This is a genomic window from Serratia quinivorans, assembly GCF_946227985.1.
In the GTDB taxonomy this organism is placed as follows: Bacteria; Pseudomonadota; Gammaproteobacteria; order Enterobacterales; family Enterobacteriaceae; genus Serratia; species Serratia quinivorans_A.
The window spans coordinates 1,185,457-1,207,452 of the sequence record NZ_CAMKGL010000001.1; the positions used below are offsets into that span (position 1 = coordinate 1,185,457).

Sequence of the window (21,996 nt, forward strand, 5' to 3'; positions counted from 1 at the left end):
ATGATGATTTTAGTGAGTCACGTCACAAAGTGTAACGCTGGACGACAGGGTTCTCCCCCGACAGGATCAACAAATGCGCGGCAAAGGCTCGGCATGCGGCAAATCCAGCAGGCGGCTGATGCCATAAGCGCCCTGCAGTCTCACTTGTCGCCCGGCAGTCACCCGGCCAATCAATGCCGCGGCCTTGCCCAGCGGATGCGCCTGTAACGCAGCCAGTACCGCCTGTTCAGCTTCCGGCGCGGCCACCATCACCAGTTTGCCCTCGTTGGCAAAGTTGATGGCATCCAGCCCCAGCAACTCGCAAATCCCTCGCACTGCCGGTGCTATCGGTAACAAGTTTTCTTCAACTTCAATCCCCACGCCCGCCGCACGAGCAAACTCATGCAAAATGGCGTTCACGCCGCCACGGGTAGCATCGCGTAATGCCCGCACGCCGTTAATGGCACGCAGTGGCGCGATTAACGGTGCCAGCACCGCGCAATCACTGATCACATCCAGCGACATGCCCAGCTTTTCCCGCAGGTTGAGGATAGTCGCGCCGTGATCGCCGAGCGTACCGCTGACAATCACCGCATCACCGGCGCGGATATTTTGCGCTGCCCAATCCAGTTCCGCAGGGATCACCCCAATACCGGCAGTATTGATAAACACCTTGTCGGCGGCACCGCGCTGCACCACCTTGGTATCCCCGGTCACAATGCGAATACCGGCCTGCTGCGCGGTAGCGGCCATCGATGTCACTACCCGCTGTAAATCGGCCAACGGCAAGCCTTCTTCGAGGATAAACCCGCAGGAAAGATAGCGTGGTAACGCGCCGCTGACCGCCAGATCGTTAGCCGTACCGCAGACCGCCAGTTTGCCTATATCACCGCCCGGAAAGAAAAGCGGATCAATCACGTAACTGTCGGTGGTAAAGGCCAGCCGATCGCCCAATTGGGTTAACTCGGCCAAATTCAACCGGGCCTGGTCTTCACGCTGATCCAGCAGCGGATTGGCAAAGGCCGGTAAGAAAACCTCATCCAGCAGTTGCTGCATCGCGGTGCCTCCGCTGCCGTGAGCCATAGTAATTACGTTATTCATGCCGGGGTTTCCTCTGTTTCACGACGGTATTGGTACCAGGCGGCGCAGGCACCTTCCGAAGACACCATCAGCGCGCCAAAAGCGTTTTGTGGCGTACAGCCCCCCCCCAATAGCGGGCAGTCACGCGGTTTGCAACGCCCGGTCAGCACCTCCCCACAGCGGGCACGAGGATCGTCTGCCACCTGCCGGTGCTGCGGGCGGAAACGTCGTTCCGCATCAAAGGGGCCATAGGCCGGGGTTAAGGCAATGCCAGAGTCAGCAATAGTGCCAAGGCCGCGCCATTCGCTGCCGCCGCCTAGCACAAACACGTCGCGCATCGCCTGCTGTGCCAGCAGGTTGCCCTGTTCAGGTACCACCCGGCGGTATTGGTTTTCGGTGTGGCTCCGCTGCCCCACAAACTGCTCAACCAGCATCATCACCCCCTGCAGGATATCCAGCGGTTCAAAACCGGTTACTACCAGGGGTTTGCGATATTGCCGGCTGATAAAGTCATAGGGCTCGGTACCGATCACCATGCTGACATGGCCGGGCGCCAGAAAGCCGTCGATGCGCACGTCCGGCTGCTGCAACAGGCTGCGCAAGGTGGGGATCAGGCTGATGTGCTGACAAAACACGCTGAAGTTATTCACCCCTTCCAGCCGGGCCTGTTGCAGGGTAATGGCGGTGACCGGCATGGTTGTTTCAAACCCCAGGGCAAAGAACACCACCTGCCGCTGCGGGTTTTGCCGCGCCAGCATCAACGCATCCAACGGCGAGTAAATCACCCGCACATCAGCGCCGCGCTCGCGCGCCTGCAGTAAAGAGCCTTGTTTGCCCGGTACCCGCAACGCATCGCCGAAGGTGCAAAAAATCACCTCCGGGTGAGCGGCGATTTCACAGCAGGCATCAATACGCCCCATGGGCAACACACAAACCGGGCAGCCCGGCCCATGAATAAACTCAATCTGCGGCGGCAGCAGTTTATCCAGGCCAAAGCGGAAAATGGCATGGGTATGGCCGCCACAGACCTCCATGATTTGCAACGGCCGCTCGGCGGTAAACGGCAGCTGTGCGGCACGCCGCCGAATATGCTGCAACAGGGTTTTTACCCGCTGCGGATCGCGGAACTCATCAACGTAATGCATGGTTACCTTCTCCCGCCAAGAACAGCGCCACGTCCTGCTCCACTTCCCCCATCGCCTGCAGCGCCGAAAGCATCTCCTCGGCCTCTTGCCTATCGAGCCGGCTCATGGCGAAGCCCACGTGGATCAGCACCCAGCAGCCGATCATCGCTTCCCTGGGCTCACCGTCCTGACGCACCAGCGCAATATTCACTTCCCGTTGCACACCACAGACTTCGGCCCAGGCATGCTGGGGCTGCTTTTCATCCAGCGCCACGATCTGCCCTGGAACGCCTATGCACATAACTGTGTCTCCAGCCAGGAAAGCCACAGATCCATGCCTTCACCGCTGGTCGCCGAAAGGGTAATCACCTCAATCGTCGGGTTCACCTTGCGGGCATTGTCGATGCAGGCTGCCAGATCAAAGTTCAAATACGGCAGCAGATCGATTTTGTTCAGCAGCATCACCCGTGCGGCGGCAAACATATGCGGGTACTTGAGCGGCTTGTCTTCCCCCTCGGTAACCGACAGCACCGCCACCTTGTGGCGCTCCCCCAGATCAAAGCTGGCCGGGCAAACCAGATTGCCGACGTTCTCGATAAACAGCAGGCTGTGGGGTTTGAGTTCCAGACGCCGGGCGGCCTCGTGAACCATTTGCGCATCCAGATGGCAGCCTTTACCGGTATTGACCTGAATCGCCGGCACACCGGTGGCGCGGATCCGTTCCGCGTCATTGGTGGTTTGCTGATCGCCTTCCACCACCGCGCACGGGTGCTGACCACGCAGCCGCAGCAGCGTTTCCGTCAGCAACGTGGTTTTGCCGGAGCCGGGGCTGGAAACCAGATTCAGCGCCAGAATATGTTGTTCAGCGAAATACTGACGATTACCCTCCGCCAGGCGATCGTTCTTATCCAGCACCCGGGTTTCAATTTCCAGCATCCGGCGCTGGCTGATACCCGGTGCATGGGTGCCCGCCAGCCCCAAACCGTAATGCAGATCGCCCTGCACGTTGCGTTGCGGACGGAATGGCACCTTCACATCCCCTTCAATGGTCAATTCACCCTGGGCACAACCGCAGGTACTGCACATATTCATTCCCCTCTGTTATTCAATTTCCAGGCGTTTTATTTGCAAGCCATCGTCGGCCTGTACCCGCAGATTTCGTCCGGTACAGCGCGGACAGACCAGCACCTGGGGTATCAGCAGCTCGACATCGCTCTGGCAGTCATGGCACCAACACCGCGCTTTCTGTTCCGCCAGATGCAGTTCGCAACCTTCGGCCAGCGTGTCGCGGCACACCATGTCAAAACAGAACCGCAGCGATTCGGCCTCGACGCAGGAAAACGCGCCAATCTCGAACCACACCGCGGTGATCCGTTTCGCATTATTTTGGCGAGCCTGTTGCTGCATTATTTCCATTGCATGTTGGCATAAGGTTATTTCGTGCATCCGGCCTCCGTTAATGGCGATAAACGCGTTATTCCCCTCACGTTGCAAATATGATGCCAAGCCGCCAATGACATATTTGTCGAAGCGGCTGACATCGTCAGTCATTAAATCAGCCCCCCTAACGGATTGGCGGGTTAATTTAACTCTGATGGTTGAATTAAAAGGAAATAATGTAATTCGCCGGAATCTGGCACGCTTTATGCTTTAACTCGCTGACCCGGAGCTATTTCGACAACGACCATCAATTTTGAGTGAGGACAATGAGTACAATCAGTGAAGTAACCAGTCAGGCCGATTATATCGCCAACAAAAGCAATCGTCTGATGGCGCAGTGGCAGACCTACCACAGCACCCTGGTCAAAGCGGTCACCACCACCAAAAAGAAGATTAATCATCAGTTTACCTACGGACAGGAAAACGATCTGCGCTTTGTGCTGTTTAACCACTTTACGGTCAGCATCCAATTGAGCGAGGGGTTTTACAGCCAGGATATTTGCTACCGGATTAATCTGGCCACGGCCCATGAGCCGGAAAACTTTGCTCCTTTTGCCCATGCCACGCTGGATGAAAACGGCAATATCGACGGAGTAATAAACAACCGCGATATGCAGGCGGTATTTGAACATTACCTGGATAAGATCGCCGTTATTTATCAATGCCTGTTTGATTCCTTGCATGATGGCCACGCCATTCATGACGCACTGAAAAAAATAACCTTACCCGTCTGACCGTCGGCGTTAATCACCGACAGAAAACTGTCGAAGCGTCATTTTTTACTGACGATTTCGTCATAAATGACGAAGCAAGGAGTGTGCATGAACCGCTTTATTATTGCGGACCCTAAATTGTGTATTGGCTGCAATACCTGTATGGCGAGCTGTTCTGCGGAACATCGGCAATATGGATTGCAGGCATTACCCCGTCTGCAGGTGATTCGCAACGCCCGCGACTCTGCGCCGGCGATGTGCCACCAGTGTGAAGATGCCCCCTGCGCGCAGGTGTGTCCGGTCAACGCTATTCGTCATCAGGATGACGCCATCGTACTGAACGAAAGCCTGTGCATCAGTTGCAAGCTGTGCGGCATTGCCTGCCCGTTCGGTGCCATTGGTTTCGGTGGCAGCACCCCACTGGCGATCCCTGCGGACTGCAACACTTCACTGGCATTACCTGCGCCCAAAGCACCGCGCCCGATCGGCCCCTTTCTGGATTGTGTGCCCGGTGTCCGAGCCGTGGCGGTGAAGTGCGATCTCTGCGACTTCAGCCCCGAAGGCCCCGCCTGTATCCGCACCTGTCCGACCCAGGCGATCCGGCTGGTGACCGACCGAGACGTGCGCAACGCCAGCGAACAGAAAAGGCGCAACGCGATGCAGGCGCTCAGCGCCGAGCTGCCGTTTGCGGCCGTCCCTGGATCCCACAAGGAGCCAAATTGATGATATATGCCCTTTTGCCCGCCCCGTTGTTGCTGCTGACATCGGCCCTGGTCGGGTATTTACTCTGCGCCCTGTTGGGCTGGTTACTGGCCCCCTGGTCGCGTGTCAGCACTCTGCTGAGCGGCGGCAGTCTGCTCTGTGCTGTCGCTTCGCTGTTGGCCGCGGTGCAAATGCTGTTTGCGCCGCTGCACAGCGCCCGCTTGCCGTGGCTGCATTACGCGGTGGAAATCAGTGGCATCAACGCCCTGTTGCTGCTGGTGATGGCTCTCTGCGGAGTCTTTGCCGCGCTGTATCACGCAGGCAGCTTATCCAGGCTGAAGCCGCGTGCTCGTGGCCGGTTGGCTGGGTTAACCAATCTGATGCTGGCGGCATTAAGCGCCGCGGTAATGGCCGATAACGCCCTGGCTTTGCTGTTGCTGCTGGAGTTGGCGGCGCTTTGCGGCTATTTCCTGATCGTCCATGCCCCGAGCGCTAAAAGCCTGCGCGCCGGGCATAGCCAATTTTTGCTGATGCGCTTAGGTACCCTGCTGTTGGTCGCCGCCTTCGCGCTGATCTATTGCCATAGCCACAGCCTGCAGTTCAGCGTGATCCGCGCTACGCCATTGCCCGAGACATTGCGTAACGCGGTCTTTCTGCTGGCGCTGGCCGGGTTTGGCATTGTTGCCGGGCTGATGCCGTTACATGCCTGGGTGCCACAGTCACACAGCAGTGCGCCCGCTTCCGCTGCCATGTTGTTTTCCAGCGCGCTGATGAAAGTCGGCCTGCTGGGCATCCTGAAGATAGGACTGGATCTGCTGGGCACGCCGCCGCTGTGGTGGGGATTACTGGTCTTGTTGCTGGCTGCCGGTACGGCTTTTTTCGGCGGGCTGTATGCGCTCATGGAGCACGACCTGCGCCGCTTGCTGGCTTATCACACGCTGGAGAATATCGGCATCATCCTGCTGGGCATCGGAGGGGGGATGGTCGGCATGGCGCTACAACAACCGCTATTAACCGCGTTCGCCCTGATCGGCGGTCTGTTCCATCTGTTAAACCACAGCCTGTTTAAAAGCGCATTGCTGCTGGCAGCCGGCGCGATTGAACAACAGACCGGGCTGAAAGACATGGAAAAGATGGGCGGTTTGGCGCGGCTGATGCCCTGGACTGCCATTTCTCTGCTGATTGGCCTGGTGGCGATGGCCGCATTGCCGCCGTTGAACGGTTTTGCCAGTGAATGGTTGATCTACCAGGGACTGTTCCGCTTTAGCGCAGCACCCGGCTTTATTGGCCATCTGTTCGGCCCGCTGCTGGCCGTGGTTTTGGCCCTGACCGGTGCGCTGGCGGTAATGTGCGTCAGCAAGGTCTTTGGCGTTGCCTGTCTGGGTGCACCACGCTGCGCCGCTGCGGCAAATGCCGTACAGGCCAATGTCTGGCTGACGCTGAGCCATGCGCTGCCCGCCTTGCTGTGTCTGATTTGCGGCCTCGGGGCCCCCTGGGCCATTCCGCTGTTTGCCCGCCTGATTGGCATCACGCCAGAACATTCCCTTTCTGTCGGCGGTTCACTGGTTTCTACCCCACTGCTCGCCATTTTATTGCTGGCAATGCCACTGCTACCGCTGTTGATCGCGGCGCGTTATCAAACACATCGCCAGCCTTATCGGGTGCAAGGCAGCGCCTGGGCCTGCGGTTATGGGCATGAAGACGCGATGGTGATCACCGCCACCGGCTTTGCCCAACCGCTGCGGGTGATGTTTGCCCCGCTGTACCAACTGCGCCGCTGGCTGCCTGCAAGGGTCAGTGATGGGTTACACCGTAACGCATTCGTTGCCTTCTGCCGCGGTCTGGCCGCCGTAGAGTTGGCGGTGCTGCTGGTCGTGGCTTTTGCCTGAGGAGATAACGATGACCTACCCCTATGTGTTACTCGGTTTGGCGCAGGCCCTGCTGTTACTGGCTGTTGCCCCGCTGTTTGCCGGCATCAGCCGGGTGTTGCGTGCCCGCATCCATACCCGACGCGGCCCCGGCGTATTACAGGAATACCGTGATATCGCCAAACTGCTGAAACGCCAAAGCGTGGCACCAGGCGCTTCCGGCCTGGCCTTTCGCGCCATGCCTTACTTGCTGACCGGCACCTTGCTGGCCATCGCCTGCGCGCTACCGATGCTGACCACCGCCTCACCGCTGCCCGCGATTGGTGATGTGATCACGCTGATCTACCTGTTCGCCGTGGTGCGCTTTGTGTTCGCCATTGCCGGGCTGGATACCGGCAGCCCCTTCACCGCTATCGGCGCCAGCCGCGAAGCGGTGCTGGGCATTTTGGTTGAACCCATTCTGTTGCTCGGTTTGTGGGTAACGGCTCTGGTCGCCGGTTCTACCCAACTGAGCGCCATGGTGCAAAGCCTGCTGGATTTGCCGCATCACGCCTGGCTGCCACTGCTGTTGGCCGGTTTGGCCTGCGCGTTCGCCACCTATATCGAGATGGGCAAGCTGCCGTTCGACATGGCGGAGGCCGAACAAGAGCTGCAGGAAGGCCCGCTGACGGAATACTCCGGCGCCGAACTCGGCGTGATCAAATGGGGCATCAGCCTCAAACAACTGGTGGTGTTGCAGCTGTTCCTCGGCGTGTTCCTGCCCTGGGGCCAGGCGGCACAGCTCACTGCCCCGCAGTTGTTGACGGGACTGGTGCTGGCGTTGTTCAAGCTGCTGTGTGCGGTAGTGCTGATCGCGGTTCTCGAAAACAGCGTGGCACGTTTGCGCTTCCTCAAGACGGGCAGAACCACCTGGGCCGGTTTTGGGCTGGCTTTTCTGGCGCTGGTTTCCTGGCTGGTCGTCGGCTGAATAATGATTAAGGCAATCAATAATGACTAACGAACATCAAGGCCAGCACTACCTGGCGGCATTACAGCAACAATTCCCCGCTGCCATGCTGGCGGCAGAATGGCAAACGGCCGACCAACTGACGGTGACCGTCAAACTCAACGCGCTGCCGGAAGTGGTGGAATGGCTGTATTACCAACAGGGCGGCTGGCTGTCGGTGCTGTTTGGTAACGACGAACGCACGCTGTGCGGTAATTACGCGCTGTATTACGTGCTGTCGATGGAGCAAGGTACCAAATGCTGGATCACGGTGCGGGCCGAGGTTGACGCCCAAACGCTGGAGTTCCCTTCCGTGACGCCACGGGTGCCCGCAGCCGTCTGGGGTGAGCGTGAAGTGCGCGACATGTATGGCCTGCGCCCGGTTGGCCTGCCGGATGAGCGCCGACTGGTGCTGCCGGACGACTGGCCGGACGATCTCCACCCGCTGCGTAAAGACGCCATGGATTATCGCCAACGGCCCGCGCCAACCACCGATGTGGAAACCTATCCTTTCCAGAGCCTGGCCGGTAGCAAAGCCAACGTGGTGCCGATCGGCCCGTTGCATATCACCTCGGATGAGCCCGGGCATTTCCGCCTGTTCGTCGACGGCGAAGACATCATTGATGCGGACTACCGGCTGTTCTATGTGCACCGTGGCATGGAGAAACTGGCCGAAACCCGCATGGGTTACAACGAAGTGACCTTCCTGTCGGACCGGGTGTGCGGCATTTGCGGGTTTACCCACAGCGTGGCGTACACCAGTTCGGTGGAGAACGCGATGGGCATTCAGGTGCCGGAACGCGCCCAGATGATCCGCTCAGTGCTGTTGGAAGTGGAACGCCTGCACAGCCACCTGCTGAATCTGGGGCTGGCCTGCCATTTCGTCGGTTTTGACTCCGGTTTTATGCAGTTCTTCCGGGTGCGTGAACAGTCGATGAAAATGGCGGAGATCCTGACCGGCGCGCGTAAAACCTATGGTTTGAACCTGATTGGCGGCATCCGCCGCGACATTCTGAAAGACGACATGCTGCAAACCCTGCGGCTGGCGGCGCAAATGCGCAGTGAGTTGGTGGATCTGGTCGATATCTTGCTCAGCACGCCGAATACCGAACAGCGCAGCGTCGGGATCGGCCGTCTCGATCCGCAGGTGGCTCGCGACTACAGCAACGTCGGCCCGATGATCCGCGGTAGCGGCCACCGCCGCGATACCCGTCTCGATCACCCCTTTGCCGGTTACGCCAAACTGCCGGTGGAACTCTGTGTGGAAGACGGCTGCGACGTCTACTCCCGGCTTAAAGTGCGCATTCACGAAGTGTTCAACTCGCTCGGCATCATCGAGTTCGGCCTGCAAAGCCTGCCGAGCGGGCCGCTGGCGGTGGACGGTTTCACCTATATCCCGCACCGCTTTGCCCTGGGCTTTGCCGAAGCCCCACGCGGTGATGATATTCACTGGAGCATGACCGGCGACAACCAAAAACTGTTCCGCTGGCGCTGCCGGGCCGCGACCTACGCCAATTGGCCAACCCTGCGTTACATGCTGCGTGGCAATACGGTTTCCGACGCCCCGCTGATCATCGGCAGTCTGGATCCCTGCTACTCCTGTACCGACAGGATGACCATCGTCGACGTACGCAAGCGCCAGTCCATCATCGTGCCGTACAAAGAGATTGAGCGTTATGGCATCGAACGGAAAAACAAACCGTTCTAACCGGAGCCCATCATGCTGAAACTGATTAAAAAAGTGCTGAAAACCGGGCCGGCCACCGTCGCCTATCCGGCCCAGCCGTTGGTTGTCGACCCGAACTTTCGCGGCAAACCCGAATACAACCCGCAGCAATGTATTGCCTGCGGGGCCTGTGCCAACGCCTGCCCGTCCAATGCGTTGAGTATGACGACTGACCTGACCGGCGGCACGGTGCGCTGGCAGCTGTTTCTCGGGCGCTGCATCTTCTGCGCCCGCTGCGAAGAGGTTTGCCCTACCGCCGCCATCCGGCTTTCGCAGCAGTTTGAGCTGGCAGTGTGGCGCAAAGAGGATTTGTACGAGCAAGCCGACTTTGCCCTCTGCCATTGCCGCCAATGTGGCAAAGCCTATGCGTCGCAGAAGGAAATTGACTATGCCATGGCGCTGCTTGGGCTAAGCAGTACAGAAACCGCCGCGCGCCGCACGCAGTTTGAAACCTGCCCGGCCTGCAAACAGCAGCAAAACCTGACCCAGGCCGATCGCATTGACGTTGGCCGCCATTTGACCCGGGAGGTCATCTCATGAATCCGCCCCTGATTGGCCCGCGCGACGAGAATGGCCTGCCGGTGCCAATCACCCTCGACGACAGTATCGCCAAGCTGAAAACCACCCTGCTGAAGGATATCCGCCGCTCGGCCTATGTTTACCGGGTGGACTGCGGCGGTTGCAACGGCTGTGAAATTGAAATTTTCGCCGCCATTTCCCCGCTGTTCGACGCCGAACGCTTCGGTATCAAAGTGGTTCCCTCACCCCGCCACGCCGATATTTTGCTGTTTACCGGGGCGGTTACCCGCGCCATGCGTATCCCGGCGATCCGCGCCTGGCAGGCCTCGCCCGATCCGAAAATCAGCATTTCTTACGGCGCCTGCGGCAACAGCGGCGGCATTTTCCACGATCTCTACTGCGTATGGGGCGGCACCGATCGCATCGTCCCGGTTGATGTCTATATTCCCGGTTGCCCGCCGACCCCGGCTGCCACCATTTATGGTTTTGCCATGGCACTCGGCCTGTTGGATCAGAAAATCAAAGGCCGTCAGCATGACGAAACCCAGGGTGAGGCCACCCGCCTGTTGCACCCGGCATTGCCCCAGCCGCTGCGGGTGTTGCTGGATCGCGAAGCACGACGAATGGCCGGTTATCGCTATGGCCGTCAGATCGCCGACCAGTTTATGCAACTGTTGGCCGCAGACAGCCCACTGCCGGTTGAACAGCGCATTAGCGCTTACCTGCAACAGCAGGACGATATGCGTCTGAGCGAGATTGTCGGCAACTTGCAGGGGATCTATCAACGGGTACTGCGGGGGGAGCTGCGACTATGAACCACGCCCATGCGCAGGTGGTGTTCTACTCCCTGAGCCGCAAATTCGTGCAAGAGAAAAAGGCCCCACCCAAAGCCCAGGAGGTGATCTATTACAGCCTGGCGATTGGCCACCATCTGGGGGTGATCGACTGCCTGGAAGCCAAACTCAGTTGCCCGCTGGCCGGGTTCCGCGCCTGGGTAGCCCAGCTGCCCGCAGGCAGCACCGCCCGGCGCAAGCTGGAAGGGGTCGATCGCTTCGGTGAAATTTGTATCGACAGTAGCCATACCCACCTGCTGGCCACTGCGTTAAGCACCGCCGCCCCGCAAATGAACCCCCAACAGGAAGACTGGAGCCAACAGTTGATCGCCCTGCTGCAGTCGATTGAAAACGAACCCGCCATTTACCTGATGGTCCGGAGGCATGATGACTGACGTTTTATTGTGTGTAGGCAATTGCATGATGGGCGATGACGGTGCCGGGCCGCTGTTGGCAGAGCTCTGTGCCGGCACCCCCCCCGCCGGCTGGACGGTGATTGACGGCGGGGCCGCACCGGAAAACGACATTGGCCATATCCGCGAGCTGCGCCCTGCGAGGTTGGTGATTGTCGATGCCACCGACATGGGGCTGGCCGCGGGTGAAACCCGGGTGATCGATGAAAAAGACATTGCCGACATGTTCATCATGACCACCCATAACCTGCCGCTCAATTTCCTGATCGACCAACTGCGCGAAACGGTGCCGGATATTACCTTTATCGGCATTCAACCTGAGGTGGTGGCGTTTTACTACCCGATCGGCCCGGCGGTACGCCGTGCGGTGACCACCCTGCACCAACGGCTGCATGACTGGCCGATTAACGGCGGTTACCCGCCACTGGTGGTGACGAATGTCTGACGCGGCATCGTCATTTTTGCCGACGTGGCGTCGGTCACTTCGTCACCATCGGGCTAACCCTCTGCTTTTACTTGATTTTCAGGGTTGGCACGCTTTATGCCTAACTCAGGACACAATCTTTCCATAGTCATACCCGGATGAAGGGTAACCCAGGAGTTATTGATGAACCGGTTTATCATCGCCGATCCTAAAAAGTGCATCGGTTGCCGTACCTGTGAAATTGCCTGCGTGATGGCACACAGCGAAAGCCAGGATATATCAGCGCTCAACGCCGCCAGCTTCGCCCCACGGCTGCATGTGATCAAAGGCGTTAACGTCAGCACTGCCGTGCTGTGCCGCCAGTGTGAGGACGCGCCTTGTTCTAACGTTTGCCCCAATGGCGCGATTAGCCGCACCAACGGCATGGTACTGGTGATGCAGGAGCGCTGCATCGGCTGCAAAACCTGCGTGGTGGCCTGTCCTTACGGCGCGATGGAAGTGATCACCCGCCCGGTTATCCGCCAGAACGGTGCCATGATGAGCGCCACCACCGAGAAAGCCGAAGCCCATAAATGCGATTTGTGCATCGGCCGTGATAGCGGCCCGGCCTGTATGCAAACCTGCCCGACCAATGCGCTGCACTGCGTGGACCGCAACATGCTGCAGGAAATGAACGCCGAGAAACGTCGTCGCGCTGCGCTCGACACCCTGTCGTCACTGTTTTAGGAGCTGAACCGATGAAAAAAATCACAACCGTCTGCCCTTACTGCGGTGCAGGCTGCAAAATGAAACTGGTGGTCGACAACGGTAAAATCATCCGCGCCGAGGCGGCTGACGGCGTGACCAATCAGGGCGAGCTGTGCCTGAAAGGCTATTACGGCTGGGACTTTCTCAACGATACCAAACTGCTGACCCCGCGTCTGAGCCAGCCGCTGATCCGCCGTGAGAAAGGCGGCAAGTTTGAGGCCGTCAGTTGGGACGAAGCCATTAGCTATACCGCGCAGCGGCTACAGCAGATCAAGGATAAGCACGGTGCCAGCGCCATCATGCATACCGGTTCTTCACGCGGCACCGGCAATGAAACCAACTACGTGATGCAGAAGTTTGCCCGCGCGGTGATCGGGACCAACAACGTCGACTGCTGCGCCCGCGTCTGCCACGGTCCGTCAGTGGCGGGTTTGCAGGCCACGCTGGGCAACGGCGCGATGAGCAACTCGATTGGTGATATCGAAAACTCCAAATGCCTGCTGGTCATCGGTTACAACTGTGCCGATTCGCACCCTATCGTGGCTCGCCGGGTGCTGAAGGCCAAGGAGAAAGGTGCGCAAATTATCGTCTGCGACCCGCGCCGTATCGAAACCGCGCGCATTGCCGACCAGCATTTGCAAATCAAAAACGGCTGTAACATGGCACTGGTCAATGCCTTCGCCTATACGCTGATTGAAGAAAACCTGTATGACCGCGATTACGTGGCGAAATACACCGAAGGTTTCGAGGCTTACCGCCAGCAGTTAGCGGATTACGCCCCGGAAGCGGTAGAACAGCTGACCGGCGTCAGCGCCCAGCAAATTCGCCAGGCGATGCGCACCTACGCCAGCGCCCCTTCTGCCACCATCATGTGGGGCATGGGGGTCACCCAGTTTGGTCAGGCGGTCGACGTGGTCAAAGGGTTGGCCAGCCTGGCCTTGCTGACCGGTAATCTGGGCCGGGCCAACGTGGGGGTTGGGCCGGTACGTGGGCAGAACAACGTTCAGGGTGCCTGTGACATGGGCGTACTGCCCAATGAGTTCCCGGGTTATCAGGCCGTCACCGACGCCGCGGTACGCGCCAAGTTCGCCGCTGCCTGGGGCATCGATGCCGCCAAAATGGACCCGGAAGTCGGTTACCGCATCACCGAAATTCCGCATTTGGTGCACGAGGGTAAAGTGAAGGCCTACTACATCATGGGGGAAGATCCGTTACAGACCGAAGCCGATCTGAGCCTGGTGCGCGGCGCGTTCGAAGCGCTGGAATTTGTGGTGGTGCAAGACATCTTTATGACCAAAACCGCTGAACAGGCCGATGTGATCCTGCCAGCCACCTCCTGGGGTGAGCATGGCGGCGTGTTCTCCTGCGCCGATCGCGGGTTCCAGCGTTTCGAGAAGGCCATTGAACCGCAGTACAACGTCAAACGCGACTGGGAGATCATCAGCCTGCTGGCCACCGAGATGGGTTATCCGATGCATTACGACGATAACCAGCAAATCTGGGATGAAATGCGTGAGCTTTGCCCGCTGTTCTATGGTGCCACCTACGAAAAAATGGGTGAACTGGGGCATGTGCAATGGCCATGTACCACGCTTGAAAGCCAGGGCACCCCTTACCTGTATCAGGGCAACCAGTTCACCACCCCGACCGGCAAAGGCCAGCTGTTCGCTACCACCTGGCGTGCCCCGGCGGAAGTGCCGGATGCAGATTATCCGCTGGTGCTCTGTACCGTGCGTGAAGTCGGCCACTACTCCTGTCGTTCGATGACCGGCAACTGCGCCGCGCTGCAAACCCTGGCGGATGAACCCGGCTTTGTGCAGGTCAACCCACAGGATGCCGAAGCGCTGGGTATTGCCGATCAGCAGCTGGTGTGGGTCAGCTCGCGCCGTGGCAAGGTGATCAGCCGTGCCAACTATAACGAGCGTATTAACCTGGGCGCGGTGTATATGACCTACCAGTGGTGGATCGGTGCCTGTAACGAACTCACCCAGGAGAATTTGGACCCGATCTCCAAAACGCCGGAAACCAAATACTGCGCGGTAAAACTGGCGGCCATCGCCGATCAGAACTGGGCGGAAAACTATGCCCAGCAAAGCTATAGCGAGATGAAGGCCCGCCTGCGTCGCGCGGCTGAAGACGTGATGTAAATCCCCGTCATACTTGAAGCTGCATCTGTGTTGGCTGCAAGCGCTCCCCCCAGTCACTTACTTAAGTAAGCTCCTGGGGATTCACGCTCTTGCCGCCTTGACGCAACTCCAATTATTTAGGGGGTAAATTGTCAGGGGGATATAGCGCATGGCTGTGCCTCCTGATGACCAATTTGTTGGGATTCAGCGGACTAAAAAACCGCAGAAGGTAATTAACTATGTCCCATTCAGGATTACTGCTGCGCATCAGCGGCAAAGTACAGGGCGTCGGCTTCCGGCCTTTTGTCTGGCAACTGGCCGAACAGCTCAACCTGCGTGGTGAAGTCTGGAATGACAGCGCCGGGGTGGAAATTCGCCTGGTGCAACCCGTCGATCTTGAGATATTCCTGCACGTGTTACACCACCAGGCACCGCCGTTGGCGCAAATCGACCGTATTCAGCAGCGTTCGTTTACCTGGCTGCAAGCCCCCAGCGATTTCAGTATCCGCCCCAGCCAGAATGGCTCCATGGCAACCCAGATCGTGCCGGATGCCGCGACCTGCCCACAATGTCTGCAGGAAATGAACGATCCGCAGGATCGGCGCTACCGTTATCCCTTTATCAACTGCACCCATTGCGGGCCCCGCTTTACCCTTATTCGCGCCATGCCCTACGATCGTCCGGCAACCAGCATGGCGCCCTTTACCCTCTGTCCACGCTGCGCCTGGGAATACCATGCTGCGCGGGATCGACGTTTTCATGCCCAACCGGTGGCCTGCAGCGACTGTGGCCCTCAGTTGTTTAGCTGTCTGGCACAAGGGCTGCCCCAGCATCAGGGAGATCATGCGCTACAACAGGCGGTTGCGGCGTTGGCCGCCGGGCAGATTGTGGCGATCAAAGGCCTGGGCGGTTTTCACCTGGCTTGCGACGCCACCAACACCCAGGCCATCGAGCGTCTGCGCCGGCGTAAACGGCGGCCGGGTAAACCGCTGGCGGTGATGCTGCCGGATGCCGACTGGCTGGTACGCTGCGCCAACGGCGTTGACCAGACGCAATTACAGGAAGTGTTAACTTCGTCCGCCGCACCTGTGGTACTGGTCCCCCAATCCCCTTACTCACCGCTGTCTGCCGCCGTGGCTCCGGGGTTGGATGAGGTCGGCCTGATGTTGCCTGCCAACCCGATTCAACATTTACTGATGCAGGCGATACAGCGCCCCCTGGTGATGACCTCAGGTAATGCCAGCGGCCGTGCCCCGGCGTTAACCAATGAGCAGGCTTTGGCTGATTTGGTCGACATTGCCGATTTGTGGCTGATGCACGATCGCGAGATCCTGCAACGCGCTGACGACTCGCTGGTGCGTTTGCTCCCCGAGGGTCATGAAATGCTGCGCCGGGCACGCGGATTCGTTCCCGACGCCCTGCCGCTGCCGCCCGGCTTCCCTGCCCAGCAGGCCCTGCTGGCGGTGGGCGGCGATCGCAAAAATACCTTTTGTCTGGTTCAGGGAAATCAGGCCCTGCTCGGCGCGCATTTTGGCGATTTAGAGCAAGAGGATATTCAGCAGCAGTGGCAACAGGCCATCAGGCACTTCACCGGTTTGTACCATTGCCAACCGCAACGGCTGGCCAGCGATGCCCATCCCGGTTATGTCAGCCACCAGTGGGCAGCCCGGCAGTCACTGCCGGTGACCCCGGTGCTGCATCATCATGCACATCTGGCCGCTTGCCTGGCCGAGCATCGTTGGCCACTGGAGGGCGGTACCGTGATCGGCCTGGCGCTGGATGGTCTCGGCTACGGTCAGGGCGGTGCCCTTTGGGGCGGTGAGTGTCTGCTGGTCGATTACCGCCGTTGCCGCCATCTGGGGGGATTGCCCGCCGTGGCGCTACCCGGCGGCGATCTTGCGGCACAACAGCCCTGGCGTAACCAGTTGGCACATTTCGCGCGCTTCGTCCCGGACTGGCAAAGCTACCCTCAGGCCGAACGGCTGTTGGCTTACCCATGGCGACCGCTGCTGCAAGCGATTAATGCCGGTATTAATGCCCCGTTGGCCTCCTCCTGTGGCCGTTTGTTTGACGCCGCCGCCGCCGCCCTGGGCTGTGCCCCGGCACAACAAAGTTGGGAAGGCGAAGCGGCCAGCCGGTTTGAAGCACTGGCGCACCAAGGTGGGCCTTGCCCACATCCGGTGACATTGTCACTGATAGGCGTGCAATTTGATCTTGCCACGTTCTGGCAACGATGGCTGGCCTGGCAAGCGCCCGCCCCGCAACAGGCCTGGGCCTTTCACGATGCGCTGGCGCAGGGTTTTGCCAGGCTGGCCAAGCATTTTGCCCTGCAGTATGGCATTGAGCATGTGGCGTTGAGCGGCGGCGTGCTGCATAACCGCCTGCTGCGTCAACGCCTGCAGCACCATCTGGCCCCTTTACAGTTACTGCTGCCACAGCAACTGCCTGCGGGTGATGGTGGGCTGGCGCTGGGTCAGGCGCTGGTCGCCTGCGCCCAACACTCTCCGGCTTCCTCTTCTACCTTTGACAGGACCTGACATGTTAAACCGCGAGTTTTTCCACACTCATCCCCGCGCCTTTTGGTTATTACTGGCGCTGGTGGCGCTAAATCTGTTGGCCTGGGGAGCGGCTTTTGCCGCATTCCATCGCTACCCGGCGTTAATCGCTGCCGCTTTGCTGGCTTATGGCTACGGACTGCGTCATGCGGTGGATGCCGATCATATCGCCGCTATTGATAACGTCACCCGCAAGTTGATGCAGCAAGGCCAGCGTCCGGTTTCCGTCGGCGCATTCTTCTCTTTGGGCCACTCCAGCATCGTGATCCTGGCCTGCATTGCCATTGCCGCCACTTCATTGGCATTTGGCGATCGCATTGGCTGGCTGCATCAGTACGGTGCGACACTGGGCACGCTGATCTCCTCGCTGTTTCTGTTGGCCATGGCACTGCTGAACGGGTTGATTTTCCGCGATGTGTATCGCCTTTTCCGGCAGGTGAAACGCGGGGAAAAACGGGGGGAGCAAGATGTTGCCCTGCTGGTTAACGGCACCGGCGGCGTGATGACGCGCCTGTATCGCTTTGCTTTTAATCTGGTGAATAAAAGCTGGCATATGTATCTGGTCGGCTTTTTGTTTGGCCTGGGGTTCGATACCGCCACCGAAGTCGGCCTGTTGGGCATCTCCGCGGCGGGTGCCACCTCCGGCCTGTCGGTCTGGTCGATTATGCTGTTCCCCTTGCTGTTCGCCAGCGGTATGGCGCTGATTGACTCGCTGGATAATTTTGTGATGGTCGGCGCTTATGGCTGGGCCTTCAATAAACCGATCCGCAAGCTGTATTACAATATGACCATTACCGCCACCAGCGTGGCTATTGCTCTGGTGATCGGCGGCCTGGAGGGTTTGGGGTTGTTGGTCGACAAATTGGGGTTACAAGGCGGACTGTGGCACGGCGTTGAAGTCCTCAATGACCACATGGGCAGCGTCGGTTACGCCGCTATCGCGTTATTTGTGGCGTTGTGGGCGTTGTCCGCGCTGAATTACCGTCGCAAAAACTATGATTCGCTGCCCCTCTAATCCCCCTGACGGCAGCCCAGCAGGCTGCCGCCCCCTTAAGATAATATGGGTTCGGCGTGCGTCACAGAAGCGGCACGAAGTGTGCGTAAACCAATAAGTACCACCACCACCATGACAAGCCCCGCAATAATAGGGATACCGAAGCCTGCGCGTGCGCCGTAGGCATCAACCACCAGGCCCGCCAGCGCAGCACCCAGCGCCACGCCGATACTGATGCCGGTCGTCATCCACGTCAGTCCTTCGGTGATCCTGGACGGGGGCACCAGGATAGTGCCGAGATTCATGACGATCACCATGGTCGGCGCAAAGGACATACCGGCCACAAAGATCGTTCCCATCATGATATAGACATCCGCAGAAAGAATCGGCAATACGGCCGTGGCTGCGGTTAGCAGTATGCCGACAAGGAATTGACGCTCGATGGGTAAAGTTAGCCTGACGGCGCCGAATGCCAGCCCCGCCACCATCGAGCCAAGTGCGTAAGCGGCCAGAATCAAACTGGCGGCCGTTGGCCAACCCTGTACATTGGCGAAAGCCACTACAGCCACATCAATTGAACCGCCTATCACCCCCATCGCCAAAAGAGCCAAGACAATGGTACTCATACCGGGGATACGCAAGGCTGAACCTGTATGCTCACCCGTATTTTTGACCACCTTAGGTTCCGTCTGTCGTTGCAGAAGAAAAATGGTTACGCCAATCACCATTAGCAGAACAGCCACCAGCGGACCTGCTGCGGCGAAAAGACTGGTGCTGAGGCCAATCGATAAAGGCGGACCGATAACGAAGGTCAGTTCTGCCAGCACGGTATCAAGGGAGAACGCGGTGTGGAGTTGGGGTTTACCACGAAAAAGCAGTGTCCATCGCGCTCTGATCATCGCAGGCATGCTCGGCATTGTGCCTGCCAGTGCGGCAAAAATAAAAAGCACCGGGATTGGGGCTTGCCGATGTGCTGCTGTCATCAACGCCAGCAGCATGGCAATACTGAAAGCGGTAACCCAGGGAAGCACCCGCCGCTGCCCTTGCCGATCAACCAGTTTGGAAATCCGCGGGCCAATCAGTGCGTTTGCCAGCGTAAATATGCCGGCCACTGACCCAGCCAACCAATAAAGGCTGCTCTGTTGTACCAGCATGGTAATGATACCGATACCGATCATCGCCTGTGGCAAACGGGCGATAGAACTCGCGAACACTAACCCCTTTACGCCCGGGGTTGTCAGCAGTTCGCGATACGGGTTGGCCATACTTTTCTCCAGACTGTCGTTTCAGTCGGACCATATTGGTTGAAAAAAAAGGGAAGTAAAGGCCGTAATGCTGGTCAGAGAAGCGCTAATGTCCCCTCTGTCGGAGGACACTCACTGGGAGTAATGTCATACACGCCGATTAACGGATGTAATAGGTCCCTTTCCCGGCGGATTTGGCCCGATACATGGCATCGTCCGCTTTGGTCAGCAGAGCTTCTGCCGTCATGTTGCCGCCTGAGGATATGGCTGCGCCGATACTGGCGGAGAGCGTCACTTTTTGATTACCAACCTGTTGCGTCGCCGCCAGCCTGGCCAATATGCTCTCGCAAAACGCACTGACCTGCAGCTGTGGATGCGCCAAAGGCCAGAGGATGACAGTAAACTCATCACCGGCGAGGCGCGAAACGCTGTGATGAGGCCCGGCGCAGACACTGAGCAACTCGGCGAAGGTTTTCAGGATAAGATCGCCGAAATCATGGCCAAAGCTGTCGTTAAGCATTTTGAAACCATCGAGGTCGATAAACAATAAAGCCATCTGCTGCTGTGGGCAACAAGCCTGCAGCGTTGCGCCTAACCGAAGCAGGAAAGCTCGCCGATTGGTGAGCCCGGTCAGCATGTCATGAGACACGTCGTACTCTAACCGCCGCTGCAAACGTTTAAGCTCGGTAATATCCATGGAAAGAATATAGAAGCCCTGGGTTTCACTGGGTACCAGGGTGTTATGAATGATCGCCGTCCCCTGGCGCGTTTGCAGTTCATTCTCAAAACTGACGGTTTCCCCCTGTAACGCCCGTTCAATCATGGGCTTGGCTGCGGCATAAGCCTCGTCGCCCATAAATGCCTGTACGGTCATCGCATTGAGCTGAGATTCATCCAGGTCAAACCAGCTTTTGTAAGCGCTGTTGGCGAACAGAAAACGTTCATTGGCGTCAATCTGACTGATCAAGGCCGGCATATTATCGGTAATGGCCCGCAGACGTTCTTTTTCACTACTCAATTGCAGCTCGGTGAGCGCCCGATTGGCAATCTCCAGATTGAGTTTATTGACGGCAAAATTCAACTCACGGGTACGTGTCACTACCCTGTCTTCCAGCTCATGTTGCAGCGCATAAAGGTCAGCTTCTGCCGCTTTGCGCTCGCTGATATCGACAATGACCGAGATAAAGTGATGAGGCTCGCCATTAGGCATACGATTGAGCGACACCGTCAGTTGGACCCAAATTGTTGTACCATCAGCGCGCATATAGCGCTTTTCCATCGAATAGGTGTCTATTTCATTGGCCAATAACTGTTGCAACAGTCCGAGGTCGTTGTGCAGGTCTTCGCGATAGGTAATGTCCTGGAAGGTACGCTCCAACAGTGCCCGCTCAGAGTACTGCAACATTTCACAGAGCCGCGGATTCACCCGTAACCAATATCCCTCCAATGAGACCAGGGCCATGCCCACTGCGGCCTGTGAAAAGGTCTGCTCAAACAGGGCTTCGGTACGTTGCAGGTTGGATTTCAGATCCTCGGTATAGATATCACGCTCAATGCTGTGCAAATACTCTTCGATAACGGCGGCAAAATCGCGTAAATCATGCACCATCTCAGAAGAAAACGCCTGGGGATGACCGTCGATAATGCATAAGGTGCCCAACGGCAGACCATCCAGTGACAACAAGGGGTGCCCGGCATAAAAACCGATCTTTGGCCCGCCGGTGACCAAGGGGTTGTCAAAGAAACGCGGGTCAACCGCGGTATCCGGCACCACCAACGCGTCATGCTGCAAAATGGCGTGACCGCAAAACGAAATATTGCGTGGCGTTTCCCGTGCCTCCAAACCCGAGCGAGAAAGGAACCATTGGCGCTCACGGTCGATTAACGAAATCAGGGCAATACTGACGCCAAAATATTTGGCGGCCAGGCGCGTGACCCGGTCTAATTTCTCTACCGAATTCGTGTCCAGTATGTTCAGTGAGTGCAGGACCGATAGCCGTTCGGTTTCATTTTCTGGAAAACAGGGTTCGTACATAGATTGCTCCGGCTTATCCTTTCTGGGCGATGCTGATTCACAACCTGCATGGGCTAGCCGTTACCCTTAATGGCTTAACACCGCACCGTAAATGACTTATTTCATTCAGCTTAGACGGTTCTGCTGGTTTTACTGACCCTTGGGAGGAATTAATCATGCAGACAAAACGTCAATAAAACCCTCAATATTTTAGGTTTAACGACAGAAAACCCTTCTTTTAATCAGGTTATGCCGGTCTAAATTCGCTTAATTTCTAAGCAGCGATTTATTTATAATAAGTTATTGCTTAAAAAACACCCACGCGTAAACCCGGACACGATCAGAAAATTGTCAGCAAAATAAGTGCATTGGGTTAGTACCTCTACTTTTACTGAGGGAACTTTCCGTGCCTTGTCAACTCTCCCGTTACGCGCATACGGCAGCATTATTGGCCAACAAACCACCAATTTATTGTTTTTAATAGAAAAAATATTAAATACCCCCCGGCTA

20 protein-coding genes are annotated in these 21,996 nt (G+C 57.9%); 13 read left to right on the forward strand and 7 right to left on the reverse strand.

Features of this window, described 5'->3' with window-relative positions; all coding sequences use genetic code 11:
* Nucleotides 1–66: 66 nt before the first annotated feature.
* Genes hypE through hypA form a run of 5 tightly spaced genes read right to left on the reverse strand, consistent with a single transcriptional unit; the run spans nucleotide 67 to nucleotide 3,629 of the window.
* Entirely contained in the window at nucleotides 67–1,080 is a 1,014-nt protein-coding gene (hypE, locus tag OCH02_RS05520) for a hydrogenase expression/formation protein HypE (RefSeq protein ID WP_261430282.1), read from the reverse strand.
* Nucleotides 1,077–2,204, reverse strand: coding sequence for a hydrogenase formation protein HypD (gene hypD, locus OCH02_RS05525; protein WP_261430284.1), 1,128 nt, complete (start codon nucleotides 2,202–2,204; stop codon nucleotides 1,077–1,079). The genes hypE and hypD overlap by 4 nt, the downstream gene beginning before the upstream one ends.
* Complete coding sequence (locus OCH02_RS05530; RefSeq protein ID WP_261430285.1) at nucleotides 2,191–2,484, reverse strand: HypC/HybG/HupF family hydrogenase formation chaperone; 294 nt, start codon at nucleotides 2,482–2,484, stop codon at nucleotides 2,191–2,193. The genes hypD and OCH02_RS05530 overlap by 14 nt, the downstream gene beginning before the upstream one ends.
* Nucleotides 2,475–3,269, reverse strand: a complete 795-nt coding sequence (gene hypB / locus OCH02_RS05535) for a hydrogenase nickel incorporation protein HypB (protein ID WP_261430287.1) — start codon at nucleotides 3,267–3,269, stop codon at nucleotides 2,475–2,477. Before hypB ends, OCH02_RS05530 begins: the two co-directional genes overlap by 10 nt.
* Before the next feature lie 15 nt (nucleotides 3,270–3,284).
* On the reverse strand, nucleotides 3,285–3,629 hold the full coding sequence (gene hypA / locus OCH02_RS05540) for a hydrogenase maturation nickel metallochaperone HypA (protein WP_261430799.1): 345 nt from the start codon (nucleotides 3,627–3,629) through the stop codon (nucleotides 3,285–3,287).
* 260 nt (nucleotides 3,630–3,889) lie between these two features.
* Between hypA and hycA the strand changes: the two genes are divergently transcribed.
* The 13 genes from hycA (at nucleotide 3,890) to OCH02_RS05605 (ending at nucleotide 18,249) form a co-directional block, all read left to right on the forward strand.
* Nucleotides 3,890–4,357, forward strand: coding sequence for a formate hydrogenlyase regulator HycA (gene hycA / locus OCH02_RS05545; protein ID WP_261430289.1), 468 nt, complete (start codon nucleotides 3,890–3,892; stop codon nucleotides 4,355–4,357).
* Nucleotides 4,358–4,444: 87 nt separating this feature from the next.
* Entirely contained in the window at nucleotides 4,445–5,059 is a 615-nt protein-coding gene (locus tag OCH02_RS05550) for a 4Fe-4S dicluster domain-containing protein (protein ID WP_261430290.1), read from the forward strand.
* The gene (locus OCH02_RS05555; RefSeq protein WP_261430291.1) at nucleotides 5,059–6,927 is read left to right on the forward strand and encodes a proton-conducting transporter membrane subunit; all 1,869 of its coding nucleotides are present in this window, start codon (nucleotides 5,059–5,061) and stop codon (nucleotides 6,925–6,927) included. Before OCH02_RS05550 ends, OCH02_RS05555 begins: the two co-directional genes overlap by 1 nt.
* 10 nt (nucleotides 6,928–6,937) lie before the next feature.
* Nucleotides 6,938–7,873 (forward strand): respiratory chain complex I subunit 1 family protein, encoded by a 936-nt coding sequence (locus OCH02_RS05560; RefSeq protein ID WP_261430293.1) that lies wholly within the window; start codon nucleotides 6,938–6,940, stop codon nucleotides 7,871–7,873.
* Nucleotides 7,874–7,895: 22 nt separating this feature from the next.
* Nucleotides 7,896–9,599 (forward strand): NADH-quinone oxidoreductase subunit C, encoded by a 1,704-nt coding sequence (locus OCH02_RS05565; RefSeq protein ID WP_261430294.1) that lies wholly within the window; start codon nucleotides 7,896–7,898, stop codon nucleotides 9,597–9,599.
* A gap of 12 nt (nucleotides 9,600–9,611) precedes the next feature.
* Complete coding sequence (locus OCH02_RS05570) at nucleotides 9,612–10,157, forward strand: formate hydrogenlyase complex iron-sulfur subunit (RefSeq protein WP_261430296.1); 546 nt, start codon at nucleotides 9,612–9,614, stop codon at nucleotides 10,155–10,157.
* Complete coding sequence (locus tag OCH02_RS05575) at nucleotides 10,154–10,951, forward strand: NADH-quinone oxidoreductase subunit B family protein (RefSeq protein ID WP_261411192.1); 798 nt, start codon at nucleotides 10,154–10,156, stop codon at nucleotides 10,949–10,951. The genes OCH02_RS05570 and OCH02_RS05575 overlap by 4 nt, the downstream gene beginning before the upstream one ends.
* Nucleotides 10,948–11,364: a formate hydrogenlyase maturation HycH family protein gene (locus OCH02_RS05580; protein ID WP_261430298.1), complete on the forward strand. Its 417-nt coding sequence runs from the start codon at nucleotides 10,948–10,950 to the stop codon at nucleotides 11,362–11,364. Before OCH02_RS05575 ends, OCH02_RS05580 begins: the two co-directional genes overlap by 4 nt.
* Nucleotides 11,357–11,827, forward strand: coding sequence for a hydrogenase maturation peptidase HycI (gene hycI, locus OCH02_RS05585; RefSeq protein ID WP_261430299.1), 471 nt, complete (start codon nucleotides 11,357–11,359; stop codon nucleotides 11,825–11,827). Before OCH02_RS05580 ends, hycI begins: the two co-directional genes overlap by 8 nt.
* 162 nt (nucleotides 11,828–11,989) lie before the next feature.
* Nucleotides 11,990–12,532, forward strand: a complete 543-nt coding sequence (hydN, locus tag OCH02_RS05590) for an electron transport protein HydN (protein WP_261430301.1) — start codon at nucleotides 11,990–11,992, stop codon at nucleotides 12,530–12,532.
* Between the two features lie 11 nt (nucleotides 12,533–12,543).
* Nucleotides 12,544–14,700, forward strand: a complete 2,157-nt coding sequence (gene fdhF, locus OCH02_RS05595; RefSeq protein ID WP_261430304.1) for a formate dehydrogenase subunit alpha — start codon at nucleotides 12,544–12,546, stop codon at nucleotides 14,698–14,700.
* A gap of 218 nt (nucleotides 14,701–14,918) precedes the next feature.
* Entirely contained in the window at nucleotides 14,919–17,216 is a 2,298-nt protein-coding gene (hypF, locus tag OCH02_RS05600; RefSeq protein ID WP_261430305.1) for a carbamoyltransferase HypF, read from the forward strand.
* Between the two features lies 1 nt (nucleotide 17,217).
* Nucleotides 17,218–18,249, forward strand: coding sequence for a HoxN/HupN/NixA family nickel/cobalt transporter (locus OCH02_RS05605; RefSeq protein WP_261430306.1), 1,032 nt, complete (start codon nucleotides 17,218–17,220; stop codon nucleotides 18,247–18,249).
* Between the two features lie 35 nt (nucleotides 18,250–18,284).
* Here the strand turns inward: OCH02_RS05605 and OCH02_RS05610 are convergent, their stop codons facing one another.
* Nucleotides 18,285–19,493, reverse strand: a complete 1,209-nt coding sequence (locus OCH02_RS05610; protein WP_261430307.1) for an MFS transporter — start codon at nucleotides 19,491–19,493, stop codon at nucleotides 18,285–18,287.
* Between the two features lie 139 nt (nucleotides 19,494–19,632).
* Nucleotides 19,633–21,507, reverse strand: coding sequence for a diguanylate cyclase domain-containing protein (locus tag OCH02_RS05615; RefSeq protein ID WP_261430308.1), 1,875 nt, complete (start codon nucleotides 21,505–21,507; stop codon nucleotides 19,633–19,635).
* Nucleotides 21,508–21,996: the final 489 nt, after the last annotated feature.

Coding starts and splice junctions, on each gene's coding strand:
- OCH02_RS05560 (WP_261430293.1), top strand. CDS start 6,938: ATGACCTACCCCTATGTGTTACTCGGTTTGGCGCAGGCCCTGCTGTTA.
- hypE (WP_261430282.1), bottom strand. CDS start 1,080: ATGAATAACGTAATTACTATGGCTCACGGCAGCGGAGGCACCGCGATG.
- OCH02_RS05610 (WP_261430307.1), bottom strand. CDS start 19,493: ATGGCCAACCCGTATCGCGAACTGCTGACAACCCCGGGCGTAAAGGGG.
- OCH02_RS05565 (WP_261430294.1), top strand. CDS start 7,896: ATGACTAACGAACATCAAGGCCAGCACTACCTGGCGGCATTACAGCAA.
- hycA (WP_261430289.1), top strand. CDS start 3,890: ATGAGTACAATCAGTGAAGTAACCAGTCAGGCCGATTATATCGCCAAC.
- hypB (WP_261430287.1), bottom strand. CDS start 3,269: ATGTGCAGTACCTGCGGTTGTGCCCAGGGTGAATTGACCATTGAAGGG.
- hycI (WP_261430299.1), top strand. CDS start 11,357: ATGACTGACGTTTTATTGTGTGTAGGCAATTGCATGATGGGCGATGAC.
- OCH02_RS05530 (WP_261430285.1), bottom strand. CDS start 2,484: ATGTGCATAGGCGTTCCAGGGCAGATCGTGGCGCTGGATGAAAAGCAG.
- OCH02_RS05550 (WP_261430290.1), top strand. CDS start 4,445: ATGAACCGCTTTATTATTGCGGACCCTAAATTGTGTATTGGCTGCAAT.
- OCH02_RS05555 (WP_261430291.1), top strand. CDS start 5,059: ATGATATATGCCCTTTTGCCCGCCCCGTTGTTGCTGCTGACATCGGCC.
- OCH02_RS05605 (WP_261430306.1), top strand. CDS start 17,218: ATGTTAAACCGCGAGTTTTTCCACACTCATCCCCGCGCCTTTTGGTTA.
- OCH02_RS05570 (WP_261430296.1), top strand. CDS start 9,612: ATGCTGAAACTGATTAAAAAAGTGCTGAAAACCGGGCCGGCCACCGTC.
- OCH02_RS05615 (WP_261430308.1), bottom strand. CDS start 21,507: ATGTACGAACCCTGTTTTCCAGAAAATGAAACCGAACGGCTATCGGTC.
- hydN (WP_261430301.1), top strand. CDS start 11,990: ATGAACCGGTTTATCATCGCCGATCCTAAAAAGTGCATCGGTTGCCGT.
- hypD (WP_261430284.1), bottom strand. CDS start 2,204: ATGCATTACGTTGATGAGTTCCGCGATCCGCAGCGGGTAAAAACCCTG.
- fdhF (WP_261430304.1), top strand. CDS start 12,544: ATGAAAAAAATCACAACCGTCTGCCCTTACTGCGGTGCAGGCTGCAAA.
- hypF (WP_261430305.1), top strand. CDS start 14,919: ATGTCCCATTCAGGATTACTGCTGCGCATCAGCGGCAAAGTACAGGGC.
- hypA (WP_261430799.1), bottom strand. CDS start 3,629: ATGCACGAAATAACCTTATGCCAACATGCAATGGAAATAATGCAGCAA.
- OCH02_RS05575 (WP_261411192.1), top strand. CDS start 10,154: ATGAATCCGCCCCTGATTGGCCCGCGCGACGAGAATGGCCTGCCGGTG.
- OCH02_RS05580 (WP_261430298.1), top strand. CDS start 10,948: ATGAACCACGCCCATGCGCAGGTGGTGTTCTACTCCCTGAGCCGCAAA.